The 14,223-nt window shown below is 44.3% G+C and carries 16 protein-coding genes; 11 read left to right on the forward strand and 5 right to left on the reverse strand.

Going from position 1 to position 14,223, the window contains the following annotated elements:
• Positions 1-93: 93 nt before the first annotated feature.
• The 5 genes from infC (at position 94) to Q8G36_RS02520 (ending at position 2,198) form a co-directional block, all read left to right on the forward strand.
• On the forward strand, positions 94-594 hold the full coding sequence (infC, locus tag Q8G36_RS02500) for a translation initiation factor IF-3 (RefSeq protein WP_034309072.1): 501 nt from the start codon (positions 94-96) through the stop codon (positions 592-594).
• 34 nt (positions 595-628) lie between these two features.
• Positions 629-829, forward strand: coding sequence for a 50S ribosomal protein L35 (gene rpmI / locus Q8G36_RS02505; protein WP_034309070.1), 201 nt, complete (start codon positions 629-631; stop codon positions 827-829).
• A gap of 35 nt (positions 830-864) precedes the next feature.
• Positions 865-1,224: a 50S ribosomal protein L20 gene (rplT, locus tag Q8G36_RS02510; RefSeq protein WP_034309067.1), complete on the forward strand. Its 360-nt coding sequence runs from the start codon at positions 865-867 to the stop codon at positions 1,222-1,224.
• A 68-nt stretch (positions 1,225-1,292) separates the two neighbouring features.
• A complete protein-coding gene (locus Q8G36_RS02515; protein WP_305158819.1) occupies positions 1,293-1,568 on the forward strand; it encodes a DUF1294 domain-containing protein in 276 nt (91 codons plus the stop codon).
• 60 nt (positions 1,569-1,628) lie between these two features.
• Positions 1,629-2,198, forward strand: coding sequence for a TVP38/TMEM64 family protein (locus Q8G36_RS02520; RefSeq protein WP_305158821.1), 570 nt, complete (start codon positions 1,629-1,631; stop codon positions 2,196-2,198).
• Positions 2,199-2,250: 52 nt separating this feature from the next.
• Here the strand turns inward: Q8G36_RS02520 and Q8G36_RS02525 are convergent, their stop codons facing one another.
• Entirely contained in the window at positions 2,251-2,631 is a 381-nt protein-coding gene (locus tag Q8G36_RS02525; RefSeq protein ID WP_305158822.1) for a sigma-w pathway protein ysdB, read from the reverse strand.
• Between the two features lie 109 nt (positions 2,632-2,740).
• On the opposite strand from Q8G36_RS02525, the gene Q8G36_RS02530 reads away from it, so the two are divergent.
• Both Q8G36_RS02530 and Q8G36_RS02535 read left to right on the forward strand, forming a co-directional pair.
• On the forward strand, positions 2,741-3,229 hold the full coding sequence (locus Q8G36_RS02530; RefSeq protein WP_305158823.1) for a dUTP diphosphatase: 489 nt from the start codon (positions 2,741-2,743) through the stop codon (positions 3,227-3,229).
• Between the two features lie 71 nt (positions 3,230-3,300).
• A complete protein-coding gene (locus tag Q8G36_RS02535) occupies positions 3,301-4,386 on the forward strand; it encodes a M42 family metallopeptidase (RefSeq protein WP_305158824.1) in 1,086 nt (361 codons plus the stop codon).
• A gap of 62 nt (positions 4,387-4,448) precedes the next feature.
• Here the strand turns inward: Q8G36_RS02535 and Q8G36_RS02540 are convergent, their stop codons facing one another.
• The 4 genes from Q8G36_RS02540 to Q8G36_RS02555 form a co-directional block, all read right to left on the reverse strand.
• Complete coding sequence (locus Q8G36_RS02540) at positions 4,449-5,153, reverse strand: LutC/YkgG family protein (protein WP_305159029.1); 705 nt, start codon at positions 5,151-5,153, stop codon at positions 4,449-4,451.
• Positions 5,147-6,577, reverse strand: coding sequence for a LutB/LldF family L-lactate oxidation iron-sulfur protein (locus Q8G36_RS02545; RefSeq protein WP_305158825.1), 1,431 nt, complete (start codon positions 6,575-6,577; stop codon positions 5,147-5,149). The genes Q8G36_RS02540 and Q8G36_RS02545 overlap by 7 nt, the downstream gene beginning before the upstream one ends.
• 23 nt (positions 6,578-6,600) lie before the next feature.
• A complete protein-coding gene (locus Q8G36_RS02550; protein ID WP_305158826.1) occupies positions 6,601-7,317 on the reverse strand; it encodes a (Fe-S)-binding protein in 717 nt (238 codons plus the stop codon).
• Between the two features lie 180 nt (positions 7,318-7,497).
• Positions 7,498-8,229, reverse strand: a complete 732-nt coding sequence (locus Q8G36_RS02555; protein WP_305158827.1) for a FadR/GntR family transcriptional regulator — start codon at positions 8,227-8,229, stop codon at positions 7,498-7,500.
• Between the two features lie 254 nt (positions 8,230-8,483).
• Between Q8G36_RS02555 and Q8G36_RS02560 the strand changes: the two genes are divergently transcribed.
• The 4 genes from Q8G36_RS02560 (at position 8,484) to Q8G36_RS02575 (ending at position 14,213) form a co-directional block, all read left to right on the forward strand.
• Entirely contained in the window at positions 8,484-10,172 is a 1,689-nt protein-coding gene (locus tag Q8G36_RS02560) for an L-lactate permease (RefSeq protein ID WP_305158829.1), read from the forward strand.
• 75 nt (positions 10,173-10,247) lie between these two features.
• Positions 10,248-11,360, forward strand: a complete 1,113-nt coding sequence (locus Q8G36_RS02565; protein ID WP_305158830.1) for a PucR family transcriptional regulator — start codon at positions 10,248-10,250, stop codon at positions 11,358-11,360.
• A gap of 118 nt (positions 11,361-11,478) precedes the next feature.
• On the forward strand, positions 11,479-12,891 hold the full coding sequence (glcD, locus tag Q8G36_RS02570) for a glycolate oxidase subunit GlcD (protein ID WP_305158832.1): 1,413 nt from the start codon (positions 11,479-11,481) through the stop codon (positions 12,889-12,891).
• On the forward strand, positions 12,888-14,213 hold the full coding sequence (locus tag Q8G36_RS02575) for a (Fe-S)-binding protein (protein WP_305158834.1): 1,326 nt from the start codon (positions 12,888-12,890) through the stop codon (positions 14,211-14,213). Before glcD ends, Q8G36_RS02575 begins: the two co-directional genes overlap by 4 nt.
• Positions 14,214-14,223: the final 10 nt, after the last annotated feature.

Raw genomic sequence — 14,223 nt, forward strand, 5'->3', positions numbered from 1 at the left:
ATCCTGTAAGCGAGTTGTGAGCGTGACCGAATTTATTCAAATATTCGTATTCGCCAATATCTTTGGAGGTGGCTAACTATTAGTAAAGACGCGATGGTAAACGAGGGCATCCGAGCCCGTGAAGTTCGTCTTATTGACCAAAACGGAGAACAACTTGGAATTAAAACGAAATTCGAAGCATTGGAAATTGCCGCTCGTGTAAATCTTGATCTAGTTTTAGTTGCTGCAAATGCAAAGCCTCCGGTAGCCCGGATCATGGACTACGGAAAACACCGCTTCGAGCAGCAAAAGAAAGACAAGGAAGCACGTAAAAATCAAAAAGTCATCAGTCTGAAAGAGGTTCGTTTGAGCCCGACGATTGAAGAACATGATTTCAATACGAAGCTTCGCAACGGTATTAAATTCCTTGAAAAAGGCGATAAAGTAAAAGCTTCTATCCGATTCAAAGGACGTGCCATTACGCATAAGGAAATTGGTCAACGTGTACTCGTTCGTTTTTCTGAAGCATGTAAAGAAGTGGCTACAATCGAGCAACACCCAAAAATGGACGGGCGCAGCATGTTCATTATCTTAGCACCGAAAAACGAAAAGTAATTGTAAAGTAATTTGTAATGAGGAGGAATACCTTATGCCTAAAATGAAAACTCACCGCGGATCTGCTAAACGTTTCAAAAAGACTGGATCCGGCAAACTTAAGCGTTCTAACGCTTACACAAGCCATTTATTTGCTAACAAATCTACTAAGCAAAAGCGTAAGCTTCGCAAAGCTAGCCTTGTAAGCAAAGGTGACTTCAAACGTATTCGTCATATGTTAGACAACATTAAATAAGTTCGATTTATCGAGTTAAATAGGAGGGAAATAACATGCCACGTGTAAAAGGCGGTACTGTTACTCGCAAACGTCGTAAAAAGGTAATAAAATTAGCTAAAGGTTACTATGGCGCGAAACATATTCTTTTCAAAGTAGCTAACCAACAAGTAATGAAGTCAGGAAACTATGCTTTCCGTGACCGTCGTCAAAAGAAACGTGATTTCCGCAAACTTTGGATCACTCGTATCAACGCTGCAGCACGCATCAACGGTCTTTCTTACAGCCGTTTAATGCATGGTCTAAAGCTTGCTGGTATCGAAGTGAACCGCAAAATGCTTGCTGATCTTGCTGTTGCTGACGAACAAGCTTTTGCTCAATTAGCAACTGCTGCTAAACAACAATTAGACAAATAAGTCTGACTGATACAGCCACTCTCTTTTCAAGAGGGTGGCTTTTTACATATTTAAAGGAGGGAATGAGAATGCAAGGAGTATGGTTCATTGCTGCTTATATGATCATCACAAACATCATCGGGTTTGCCTTAATGGGAATCGACAAAAGGAAAGCTCGTAATGGGGAGTACCGGATCAGCGAAAAGACACTTTGGTTTTGGGCGTTCATAGGCGGAGGGACTGGGTCCTTTTTGGGGATGAAGCAATTCCGCCATAAGACGAAGCATGCCGCTTTTAAGTGGGGCCTGCCTATATTGATGATTCTTCAGATAGCCTTATTGATTAAGATATTCATTCAATTGTAATATGTAGCCCGTATAATGTATATGCTTGTAGAAGCAGCGAAGAGTAGCTGGAGGGAGAGCATGAATGATAAACTGACACTTGTGATGAGCTACGTTCAATCTGGAAGCGTGTTTGCACCGTTGATTTTTATCACTTTTCATTTAGTAAGGCAATTTTTATTCATTCCCGTCATTGTGGTTTGCATGTCTGGCGGAGTATTATTCGGGGCAGCTTTTGGAACCATCTATTCGGTAATCGGTTTGACGTTATCCAGTATGGCCTTTTATTTCGTGATAGGCAAATTTCCGAAAACAAAGGATAGGCTGCTAAGGCTTAAGAATAAGCTGTTTGGAAACCGAAAGCTAAACAGCCGGCAAATTGCAGTACTGAGACTAATACCATTCATACACTTTTACTTACTGTCGCTTTGCTTATTGGAATCCAATAAAGGGCTGAAAAATTATTTTTATCTATCCTTCATGACCAATCTTCCTGTAGCATTCGTATACACGGTTTTTGGCCACTATATTGCAGATTTCAGTCCAACGCTGATCGTCATTATTTTATTATCCTTAACCTTATTGCTATATTTATTGAGAGAAAAGCAGACGGTCGTCCCCTGGAAGGAATTTTTTCGTTCAGATGATTAATTTAGAGCCTTGAGTCCATTTTCTCAAGGCTCTTCATTACGCGTGATTTTTTTCATTTTTGTAAAAACTCCTTAACCGGGCTCTTCCAATCAATAACGGCATCTGGATATTGTTTTTTTATGGCTGCCTCGATTTTTAAGAAGTCATTTCGCTTCAAGCCTTTCAGGCCGGCCACTTTTTTAGGCCATATGAAGATGGAGATGACCTCGAAGGAGCGTTCCGTCGTCCCTAAATATTTTTCCCCTTCAAACATCACCCCGTTGTACGTCAATAAAAAATTCTTTCGTATATTGGCTGTATCGTCGAGCAGAAAGAACTTTTTCTGTTCATGTGCCAGCTCTAATTTTCTTTTCGGATTAAATAGGTATTTGATGATTGTATATATTAAGAAAATGATGAGAGCCAAAAGAATGAACCGCATGATCAATACCATGGAGCTACCTCCTTAAACAGAGTGATTCCCTTCATTTACGTATGGGTTTTTAATAAGTTTCATTTATTTGATATAATTTAGGGGAAGACGATAGAAAGAAGTGATGAAAATGAATATAGGTAAATTAATGGAAATGCAGGCAGCTTTGGATGAGCATATACAATCAAAGCATGATTTGGGTGCTGAAGACTTGGTGGAACGGAAGATACTTGCTCTTTTAGTGGAGCTTGGGGAGCTTGCCAATGAAACAAGATGTTTTAAATTCTGGAGTCTTAAAGGCCCCTCTGATAAAGAAACGATTTTGGCTGAATACGTGGATGGCATTCATTTCATTTTGTCACTTGGGATCGAACGGGGATTTGTACCGGAAGTTCCATCCGCCCTCAAGGTGCATCAGGAGGATTTGACGGTTCAATTTACTGCTATTTACGGCTACATCAGTGAATTTCGCACACAGTTGACAGAGTCATCTTTCCAAAAGGTTTTTGCTGCGTATTTACATTTAGGGGAGCTGCTAGGATTTTCAGCAGTGGATGTGGAAAAAGCATATGTAAGCAAAAATGAAGTGAATTACGAAAGGCAAAAGCAAGGCTACTGATTGCTGATTGTTTATGCAATCGATTATCTGTATAATTATTCTTGTAATGTAAGTTATAGGGAGGTAAAAGGATGGCTCAATTGGATGAAACGTTAAGGATGCTTCGGGACTTAACGGATGCTAAAGGCATTGCGGGAAATGAAAGTGAAGTAAGAAAAGTGATGACCGAATACATAACACCATTTGCGGATGAAATATCGACAGATGGCCTGGGAAGTTTGATTGCCAAGAAAACGGGTGATGAAAACGGACCGAAAATCGTCGTTACCGGGCATATGGACGAAGTCGGTTTCATGATCACCCAAATTGATGATAAAGGATTTTTGCGTTTTCAGCCGGTAGGGGGTTGGTGGTCACAGGTAATGCTGGCCCAGCGCGTGACGATCGTTACAAGTAAAGGCGATATAACTGGCATTATCGGTTCCAAGCCGCCACATATCCTTTCAGCGGAGGCGCGGAAGAAGCCGATTGATATTAAGGATATGTTTATTGATATTGGTGCATCCAGCAAAGAAGAGGTTAAGGAATGGGGCGTCAAGCCAGGGGATATGGCTGTGCCATATTTTGAATTCACGGTCATGAATAATGAAAAGATGCTGCTCGCCAAAGCCTGGGACAATCGAATTGGCTGTGCAATCGCCATTGATGTGCTTAAACAGCTGAAAGACAGCGACCATCCTAATGTAGTTTATGGAATTGGCGCTGTGCAAGAAGAGGTCGGCCTGCGTGGCTCCAAAACATCCACATTCAAAATTCAGCCGGATATCGGTTTTGCCGTCGATGTCGGCATTGCTGGTGATACACCGGGGGTTTCCGAAAAAGAAGCGATGAGTAAGATGGGGGAAGGCCCGCAAATCGTCATCTATGATTCATCGATGGTGGCACATAAGGGATTACGTGATTTCGTCACCGACACGGCTGATGAAATGAATATTCCTTATCAATATGAATCGATTCCAGGCGGCGGGACGGATGCTGGATCCATCCATTTAACGGCAAATGGCGTTCCCGCACTGGCGATCACGATTGCCACACGCTACATTCATTCACATGCAGCAATGCTTCACAGGGATGATTATGAGAATGCAGTTAAGCTCATTGTCGAAGTGATCAAACGCCTCGATCGTGAAGCGGTTGATCGGATCATTTACGAGTAATATAGTGAAAGTTAAAAATGGAGAGGCCTAATCAGGTCCTCTCCATTTTCTTTTCCTTATTTCTACTTATCTTCGACGATTATATAGACCGCTTTGATGGGTCCATGGACGCCGACGACAAGGTCCATTTCGATATCAGCCGAATTGCTCGGCCCTGTTATGAAATTGATGCAGGAAGGAACGACTTCGCCCCGGGTAACTTTTGAACGGATGGCCGCAGCAGCCTGGGTCATTCGCGGAACGATGGTGCTTTTTGGAATGATGGAAACGTGGCAGGAAGGAAGGAAGCTGATGGAACGGCCGTGGTCCTTGTCGCTGAACAAGACGACGGTCGCTGATTCTGCTAGTGTCATCTCACTGAATGTGATTCCGATGTTAGCACTTTCTGCTTTTTCAATATTTTCTTTCCCGGCTTGGTGATCCCATATATGGACATCTTTTTCCTTTAAGATACCCTCTAACCCATAGTCGGAAAATCGATCGTCCTTAGGGATGATCAAGGGTCCGTTTCCAAGCTCCCCGATCACCTTTTTTAAACAATGCATCACTTGCTTGGAGTCGGTAACGTGAAACTGAGTATGCACCCGTTTACATTGCTCCTCCAATTCCGCGACAAGATCATTTGGTGTCGCATGTTTCAAAACCTCTTTTTGGGGGGCGTGCTTCCATTCCGGAACGGAGATGCCATCCGTAATAGGAGCCCTTCCCAGGTTTTTGGCTATATTGTTTAAAAATGTCCCTTCATTATGGATGGTTCCATTCATGATGGTTTCCCTCCTTTTTCCCGATTTTTGAACCAGTCCCGAAAGCTCTCTTTCCCTGGAGCAGGGAACTCGCGGCTTTCCGTCCAAGTTTTGAGTGGTCCCGGTCCTTTCGAGATGATATCCCCCGATTTAAAAGGAGACATCGCTGATGGGGCCATTTTGGAGCCGAACTTATAAAGCATAGGCGAGGCCGCACCAATTCCAAAGGCTTTCATGGCCATCCTTTCTGAAAATGGTGCCATTTTTTCCTTTTCAACGATGACTTCACGATGCTTCCTCAGTAAATCATGGAGAGGAATCTTTACCGGACAGGCATCTGTACAGGCTGCACATAGAGTGGAGGCATATGGCAGCTCTTTGAAATCATTATACCCTCCGAGTAAGGGAGAAAGCACGGCCCCGATTGGTCCCGGATAGATTGAACCATATGAATGACCGCCAACCTGGCGATAAACCGGGCAGACATTTATACAGGCAGCACAGCGAATGCATTGAAGAACGGATTGAAACTCAGTTCCTAAAATGGAGGAGCGTCCATTATCTACGATCACAAGGTGAAATTCCTCGGGTCCGTCTACATCGCCTTCATCACGAGGACCGGTAAGTGCGGTAATGTAACTGGTCAACCTTTGGCCGACAGCGCTTCTCGTCAATAAGCTGACAAGGACTTCGAATTCATCGAATGTAGGCACAAGCCGTTCCATTCCCATCACGGTGATTTGCGTTTTTGGGAGGGCAGTGACCAAATCGGCATTTCCTTCATTCGTCACCAAACCGATCGAGCCCGTTTCCGCAATCGCAAAATTACAGCCGGTAATGCCTACATCGGCGCTTAAGAAATCTTTCCGCAGAATGCCCCGCACATGGGCGGTAAGCTCTTCCGGTTTTTCGGTTTGCGTATAGGCAAGCTTTTCTTTAAAAACATCCCTAATCTGCTCCTTATTTTTATGGAGAGCAGGTGCGACGATATGGGAAGGGGGATCATGATCATCCACTTGTAAAATGTATTCACCAAGGTCCGTTTCAACGACATCGAGGCCAACTGCTTCAAGAGTTGCATTCAAATTGATCTCTTCCGTGACCATCGATTTGGATTTCACGACCTTTTTGGCATTCTTTTTTACAATGACATCCTTAATGTATCCGCTTGCTTCTTCAGCGGTTTCAGCGAAGAAGACATGACCGCCCCTTTTCGAAACGTTTTCTGCAAGCTGGTGCAAATAGAAATCAAGGTTACTAAGCACATGCTGCCGGATTTCTTCCCCAAGGGAACGCCAATCCTCCCAGCTTCCCAATTCATCAACGGCAGTCAGCCGCCGTCCGTGTAATCGTTCTTGGGCACTCGATACAGCCAATCGCATAAAATCATTATGTATTCCTTCATCCACCCGGTCTTTAAATTTGGCAGAGCTGGTTTTCATAGCCATAAGTTTTTCCCTCCTCGCTTTCTTTAAATACTATTCAGGACTTCCGCAATATGAAGCACTTTCACCGGTTGCCCCTTCCTTTGGATCCGTCCGCCGATATTCATCAAACATCCTGCATCCCCGCCGATTAAAAAATCGGCCCCGGTATCTTCAATATTGCAGACTTTCTCCTCGACCATTTGCCCGGAAATGTCACCCATCTTAACCGAAAAGGTCCCACCGAACCCGCAGCAGTTTTGGGCATCGGGAAGTGGTGTCATTTCCAGCCCCCTGACATGGCTTAACAAAATGGCAGGTGCTTCCTTCACCTTAAGCAGCCGTGTCATATGGCATGAAGTATGATAAGTGGCCTTTCCCTTAAGGGTCGCCCCGACGTCGGTCACTTTTAAGACATCCACGATGAATTGGGTCAATTCATATGTTTTAGCCGCTAATGTTGCCGCTTTCTTTTCCCATTCGGCATCGCCTTTGAAAAGGACCGGATATTCCTTGAACATCGCTGCGCAGGAACCGGAAGGGGTTACGATGTATTCAGCATCCGCGAACGTTTTAATCATCTTTTTCATGGCTTCCTTCGATTCCTTCGTATACCCGCTATTATATGCGGGCTGTCCGCAGCATATCTGGGACTCAGGGAAATCGATCTCACAGCCTAATCTCTCGAGTAGCTCCACTGTCGCTTTGCCGACATTGGATTGAAACAAATCCACTAAACATGTTGCAAAGAGAGTAACTTTCAATCTGAACTCCTCCTTTTTCAAATAGGTTAACAGGTCATCTGATGACTAGAAAATGGAAAAAGGAAATGGTTATGAGAATATACCAATTTCCAAGATTTTTTAAATGAAGTAATCGTTTTCAAAATAATATATCAATTTAATCCTTTTTTGTATAGGGTATTTTTGAAATTTAAAGGAAGGTCAACTATGCTTTTGCTGATTTTTTTGGATGACCCGGTCCAGTGATTCCTCGACGCTTTGAAGGTGAAACAGCATGGCACTGCGGGCTCCGTCTTCATCCTGTGCCATTATTGCATCATAAATCCTGACATGCTGCTGGTAAAGCTGCTTAAGTGTCATCTCTTCGGAATAAAGCGCAATCCGACGGATATCACGCATCTTTTCCGTCATTAATTCTGAAACGTGGTTCATCAATGTAATCAGCAGCTCATTTTGTGATGCGTTTGCCACTGCAACATGGAAGGCGATATCCGCTTTATCACTTAGCTCTTCATCATCTGATACCTTTTCCATATCAAAAAGCCTTTCCTTGAGTTCGATAAGGTTTTCTTCCGTTCTCTTCTTCGCTGCCACTTCTGCCGTACCGGACTCTAGTATTTTTCGAACTTCCAGTAAATGTTTGATATTGTCTTGATCCATCAAAAGGGCGGCAGACAAGGGATGGTTCATGATGGTGGGGTCGAAGGTTTTGACGAATGTCCCTTCACCTTGTTTTATTTCAATAAGACCCATTGAACTCAATGCACTTAATGCTTCGCGGATGGCCGGGCGCCCGACTTGGAAGTTTTCCGCAAGCTGCTGAATGGAATCCAATTGTTCACCTGGTTTCAGGCTGCCTGACCGAATCATTTCATAAAGTTCATCGCTGACTTCTTCATAAATTTTTTTCGGCTTTATTTTTTTATATACCAAGTAGTAGCACCTCTATTTTCTATGAGTTTCTCTGGTTAATATTATATAACACAAATGATCTTTGACACTTCCAGAAGGTCAAAAAATCAACAAGAAATAAAAAAAAATCTTGATTTTATATTTTCAATCATTTAATTTTAATGAGTACTCATCAAGTCATCTGATGACTTTGAATATTTGAATATGTAAGGGGTTTCAATTAGCGATTGATTTCTGAATTTTTTAAAAATTTATAGGAAATGGAGTCGAAATGTATGACATGGACACAAAACTTTACGCCGATCACCGATCATTTAGTTTTATCATCTCTTGCCGCACTCATTCCCATTCTTTACTTTTTCTGGGCACTTACCATCAAACGTATGAAGGGTTACATTGCAGGTATAACCACGTTGCTTGTAGCTCTTGCAGTGGCTGTTTTGATCTATGGAATGCCTGCAGGAAAAGCAGTGATGTCTGCTTCACAAGGAGCCGTATATGGGCTGCTCCCAATCGGATGGATAATCATCACTTCCGTCTTTTTGTACAAAATGACTGTTAAAAGCGGACAATTCAATATTATTCGTTCTTCGGTGCTTTCGCTTACGGAAGACCGCCGCCTTCAGGCATTATTGGTGGCATTTTCTTTCGGGGCCTTTTTAGAAGGTGCCGCGGGATTTGGAGCACCGGTCGCCATTTCAGCCGCTCTTTTGGTGGGTCTCGGATTTAACCCGCTATATGCAGCCGGGATTTGTTTGATCGCGAATACCGCTCCGGTAGCATTCGGGGCGGTTGGAATCCCGATCATCGCCATGGAAGGCCCTACTGGCATAGCCGCCATGGAGATTTCAAAAATGGTAGGCCGCCAATTGCCATTCCTTTCGGTTTTCATTCCGCTTTATTTGATTTTAATAATGACTGGGTGGAAAAGGTCGCTTGAAGTCTTGCCGGCAATTTTGGTTTCCGGATTTTCCTTTGCCATCACACAGTACTTAAGTTCAAATTTTCTTGGGCCCGAATTACCGGACATCCTTTCCGCGTTAGTGTCACTATTTGCATTGGCGATCTTCCTTAAATTCTGGAAACCTAAAACGATCTTTCGCTTTGCATCCGAGGAAACGGCAGCAGCTGTCGAACCTTTATATACAGCCGAAGCGGAAACAAAATACACGAAATGGCAGATATTCCATGCTTGGTCACCATTCCTTCTCTTAACGCTTTTCATAACAATATGGGGGATGAATCCAATAAAGCCGGCACTCTCCGGACATTATGAAGGCAATAATGTGTTGCTTGGCGGAATCAATGAAATCGGGAAACTATTAACCTTCCAAATCGAAGTCCCTGGTCTGCATAATGAGATAATCGGAAGCAATGGATTACCGATTGCGGCTTTCTATAAAATAGAACTGCTCGGTGCAGCCGGGACTGCCATTTTACTGGCTGCCATCGTAACGAAGTTCATCGCACACATGTCTGCAAAAGACTTTTATAGCACCTTTGTTGAAGCGATGAAAGAGTTGGCAAAACCAATCTTGATGATTTCTACCGTGGTGGCTTTTGCCTATGTAACGAATGCTTCAGGCATGTCGACAACATTAGGGATGACCCTTGCAAAATCGGGTGATTTATTTCCGTTCTTCGCACCGGTTCTCGGCTGGCTTGGTGTTTTCATTACCGGATCGGATACATCAGCCAACCTCTTATTTGGCAGTCTGCAGAAAGTGACCGCTCTTAAAGTGGGGATGGAACCGGTCTTGGCACTAGCGGCGAACTCTTCCGGAGGGGTCACCGGAAAGATGATTTCACCACAATCGATAGCGATTGCTTGTGCCGCCGTTGGATTGGCGGGCAGGGAATCGGAATTATTGAGATTCACGCTCAAACATAGCTTATTCTTATTGCTGCTTGTTTGTGTGATTACCATCTTGCAAAATGGCGTCCTTTCCTGGATGATTCCATAAGTAGAATGAGGCTCCCTTTTCATAGGGGAGCCTCGAAATATTTTTCAAGCTCATTCAAAAAAAGGAGGACAAATCATGCAATTGGCAGCTGTAGCAGGAAAATTGGTTCGTGAGGTTCGAAAACTGATTGATGAGGAAATCATCATTATTGATCATGCTGGCACGATTATCGCGAGCACCGATAGCAGCCGTATTGGATCATTTCATGAAGGAGCCATCCACGCTTTCAACAATCGTGAGAAATTGATCATCAATAAACAGGATGAACGAAGTTGGAAAGGAGTGAAGGCAGGAATAAACCTGCCTATTTTCTTCAACCAGGAAGCCGTTTGTGTCATTGGTATCACAGGCGACCCCAAACATGTTTCCCCCTATGCGGAACTATTAAAAAAGATGACGGAGATGTTCATTCAGGAAAGCTATCATATCGAACAAGCAGAATCCCAATCACGTCTGATGGAATTCTTTGTATTTGAATGGCATCAGCTGCAGACGTTCAATGAGCTCTTCCTTCAGAAGGCCAAGTTGCTTGGGGTCGATGTTCATGCAGACCGGATCATCACCCTTGGTGAATTTAAGACTGAGGAAATCATTGAACCTCATGTGTGGAGAACGCTTCAGGTATACATAAGACAGCAGCATCCCAATGACATTGCAGTCCGTTGGGGGAGGAACCAATTCGTCATTCTTTCAATGGCCGATTTCATCGGTTCAAAAATCCAGCAATTAAAGAAATTAAGTGAACTGCAAAAAAAGCTGGAAGAGAGTTCGGGTTATAAAGTGTGTGAAGGAGTTAGTCCGCGTGCATCAGGATCCGCTTTCAGGTCAGCGTTTTTTAAAGCGGAACGTTCCTTGAAAATCGCGGTTCCTTCATCGGGGATTATCTTTGACGAGGACTTGAAGCTTGAGGTCCTGCTTGATGAAGTTTCCGCTGAAACAAGACAGGAATATTTATCCCGGACGATTCAAGAGCTGCTACCTAATGAGGAGCTGCTTAAAACCCTTTCCATGTATTTTGCATGTGACCTATCTTTGAAGGAGACCGCCGCAGCCCTGCATATCCATATCAATACCCTCCATTACAGGCTAAAGCGCATAGAAGATTTGGCCCGGCTGAACCCTAGGAAGCTAGCCGATTTAGTCACTATGTATCTAGCATTAAGTGTATTGGATAAACATACAAATTAATTCTATGGAATGCTCTAAATTCTATATGTTCATACATAGAAGGTTGAGTGTTTTATTTCTTATACTTAAATCATATAAAAAATCTCGAATTTCCTATGTTTATATGAGGAGGATGTACATGTTAACAAAGCAGGTTAAGCAGCTACTTCTTACCATCGTCGGTCAGGGGAATTACGATGACTCGAAAGTGGAATGTCTAGTCTATTCATATGATGCAACGCCAGGGTTTCAAGCGATGCCGGATGCTGTCATTAAACCGGGCTGCACAGCTGAGGTCGCAGCCATCGTCAAAGTTTGCAACGAATACAATGTTCCGATCGTTCCACGCGGGTCTGGGACGAATTTAAGCGGAGGCACCTGCCCGACAGAGGGGGGGCTTGTCCTTTTATTCAATCGAATGAATTCATTGCTTGAAATAGATGAGGAGAACTTAACGGCGACTGTCCAGCCTGGGCTCATCACATTGGACTTGATTTCAGCAGTTGAGGAGAAGGGGGTGTTTTATCCGCCGGATCCAAGTTCGATGAAAATCTCCACGATTGGCGGCAACATTAATGAGAACTCTGGTGGACTGCGAGGATTAAAGTACGGAGTCACCCGTGATTATGTCATCGGTCTTGAAGTGGTCCTTCCGAATGGGGACATCATTCGAACAGGGGGCAAGCTTGCCAAAGATGTAGCTGGATATGATTTAACGAAACTTTTTGTCGGCTCGGAAGGGACCTTGGGCATCGTTACGGAAGCGACCTTAAAGCTGATCCCAATGCCGGAAACGACAAAGACGATGCTTGCCTTATATCAAGATCTGGATGCTGCAGCCCAGTCAGTGGCCAAGATCATTTCAAATAAAATCATTCCTGTTACATTGGAATTTCTGGATCGGCCGACGTTGATCGTGGTAGAGGATTTCGCGAAAATCGGTATGCCCACCAATGTGGAAGCCGTCCTGCTGATTGAACAGGATGGTCCGCCTGAAGTGGTGGAACGTGATATGAAAAGGATGGCCGATATCTGTCTAGAGGAAAAGGCGGTTTCCGTGGAAATTGCCGAAACGGAATCTGCCGCTGTCGCCTTGAAAACGGCAAGACGGACAGCCCTTTCCGCATTGGCACGTCTCAAGCCGACGACGATTTTGGAAGATGCCACCGTTCCCCGGTCGGAAATTGCCAAAATGGTTAGAGCGATTAATGAGATCGCTGACAAGCATAACGTGGACATTTGCACTTTCGGTCATGCTGGGGATGGGAACTTGCATCCAACTTGCATTACCGACGCTCGTGATCATGAGGAAATGGAGAGGGTGGAGCTCGCTTTTGCCGACATTTTTGCCGTAGCTATCGAACTTGGCGGGACGATTACCGGTGAACATGGTGTAGGAGCGATGAAGGCCCCTTATCTTGAATGGAAGCTGAAGAAAGAAGGGATGGATGCCATGAGAGCGATTAAACAAGCTTTCGATCCCAATAACATCATGAATCCCGGCAAAGTATTTGCCAAGGAAACCAGGAAAAGGGTGGTGGTTTCTTCATGACGACAGTTCAGGAAAGGGAAACCATAGCCATGCAATTCGCGGAAAAAATGAATGAAGATGAATTGTTGAATTGTATGCGCTGCGGCTTTTGCTTACCCCACTGCCCGACATACATAGAATCGGGGCTGAAGGAATCCCATTCACCAAGGGGCCGGATTGCCCTAATGAAAGCGGTGGCGGATGGTGTGATTGAGCCCGATGAGGATGTAGAACGTTCGTTGAGTCTTTGCCTCGGCTGCAGGGCTTGTGAGCCTGTGTGTCCTTCAGGTGTGAAATATGGACATCTACTTGAAGAAGCAAGGGATATCATCCATCAGAATAAAAAGCACAGTTACCCTGTAAGAACAATTCGCAAGGCCGTTTTTAGTGGATTATTCCCGCACCAGGAGCGAATGCAGGCCATGACAAGTTTGCTCGGCTTCTATCAGAGATCAGGCCTGCAATACATGGCCCGTAAAACGGGAGTCCTCAACCTGCTTCCGGATAATTTGGCAACCATGGAAAAAGTGCTGCCGAAAGTCCCGAAAAAATCAGAAATGAAAAATAGGCCAACCGATCTGCCTGCAATCGGAACGCCGCTCAAAAAGGTGGCTTTCTTTTCCGGCTGCTTGATGGATACGATGTTTTTGGAAACGAACAAGGCCACACTAAAGCTTCTTCAGCTGGCCGGATGTGCAATCGTGATTCCGAAATCCCAGGCATGTTGCGGGGCGCTGCATGGGCACAGTGGTGAAAAAGCAGGTGCAAAGCAACTCGCCAAGCGTAATATAGAAGCTTTTGAAGCGGAGGACGTTGATTATATCATTACGAATGCCGGCGGCTGTGGAGCTTTTCTCATAGATTATGACCATTTGCTCCAAGGTGAACGGGAATGGCACGACCGTGCAATCGCATTTAAAAATAAGATGAAAGATATCAGCCAGATTCTTGTTGATTTGCGTTTTCAAGAAAAAGTTCGCCTGAAACTGCCAGCTCAATCCGTAACTTTTCAGGATTCCTGTCACTTACGGAATGTGATGAACACCTCCTTGGCACCGCGAATTCTCCTTCAATCGATAGAAGGAATCGATTTCAGGGAAATGAAGGATGCCGATCGATGCTGCGGCTCCGCTGGGATTTATAATATTGTTGAATCAGAGATGTCCATGAATATTCTCGACTCTAAAATGGAGCACACGAAATCGACACAGGCTGATATCGTTGTCACGGCAAACCCTGGCTGTCTCTTGCAAATGCAATTGGGGATCGAGAGGGAAAACTTGGGGGAATGTACGAAAGCGGTGCATATAGCGGACCTGCTAATAAAGGCTGTGGCATTATAATAGAAGAAAA

It is taken from the genome of Peribacillus frigoritolerans, from assembly GCF_030676415.1.
GTDB lineage: Bacteria > Bacillota > Bacilli > Bacillales > DSM-1321 > Peribacillus > Peribacillus frigoritolerans_A.

Excerpts from the sequence above, each read along its gene's own strand:
- infC (WP_034309072.1), top strand. The coding sequence starts at position 94 with ATGGTAAACGAGGGCATCCGAGCCCGTGAAGTTCGTCTTATTGACCAA.
- rpmI (WP_034309070.1), top strand. The coding sequence starts at position 629 with ATGCCTAAAATGAAAACTCACCGCGGATCTGCTAAACGTTTCAAAAAG.
- rplT (WP_034309067.1), top strand. The coding sequence starts at position 865 with ATGCCACGTGTAAAAGGCGGTACTGTTACTCGCAAACGTCGTAAAAAG.
- Q8G36_RS02515 (WP_305158819.1), top strand. The coding sequence starts at position 1,293 with ATGCAAGGAGTATGGTTCATTGCTGCTTATATGATCATCACAAACATC.
- Q8G36_RS02520 (WP_305158821.1), top strand. The coding sequence starts at position 1,629 with ATGAATGATAAACTGACACTTGTGATGAGCTACGTTCAATCTGGAAGC.
- Q8G36_RS02525 (WP_305158822.1), bottom strand. The coding sequence starts at position 2,631 with ATGGTATTGATCATGCGGTTCATTCTTTTGGCTCTCATCATTTTCTTA.
- Q8G36_RS02530 (WP_305158823.1), top strand. The coding sequence starts at position 2,741 with ATGAATATAGGTAAATTAATGGAAATGCAGGCAGCTTTGGATGAGCAT.
- Q8G36_RS02535 (WP_305158824.1), top strand. The coding sequence starts at position 3,301 with ATGGCTCAATTGGATGAAACGTTAAGGATGCTTCGGGACTTAACGGAT.
- Q8G36_RS02545 (WP_305158825.1), bottom strand. The coding sequence starts at position 6,577 with ATGGCTATGAAAACCAGCTCTGCCAAATTTAAAGACCGGGTGGATGAA.
- Q8G36_RS02560 (WP_305158829.1), top strand. The coding sequence starts at position 8,484 with ATGACATGGACACAAAACTTTACGCCGATCACCGATCATTTAGTTTTA.
- Q8G36_RS02565 (WP_305158830.1), top strand. The coding sequence starts at position 10,248 with ATGCAATTGGCAGCTGTAGCAGGAAAATTGGTTCGTGAGGTTCGAAAA.
- glcD (WP_305158832.1), top strand. The coding sequence starts at position 11,479 with ATGTTAACAAAGCAGGTTAAGCAGCTACTTCTTACCATCGTCGGTCAG.
- Q8G36_RS02575 (WP_305158834.1), top strand. The coding sequence starts at position 12,888 with ATGACGACAGTTCAGGAAAGGGAAACCATAGCCATGCAATTCGCGGAA.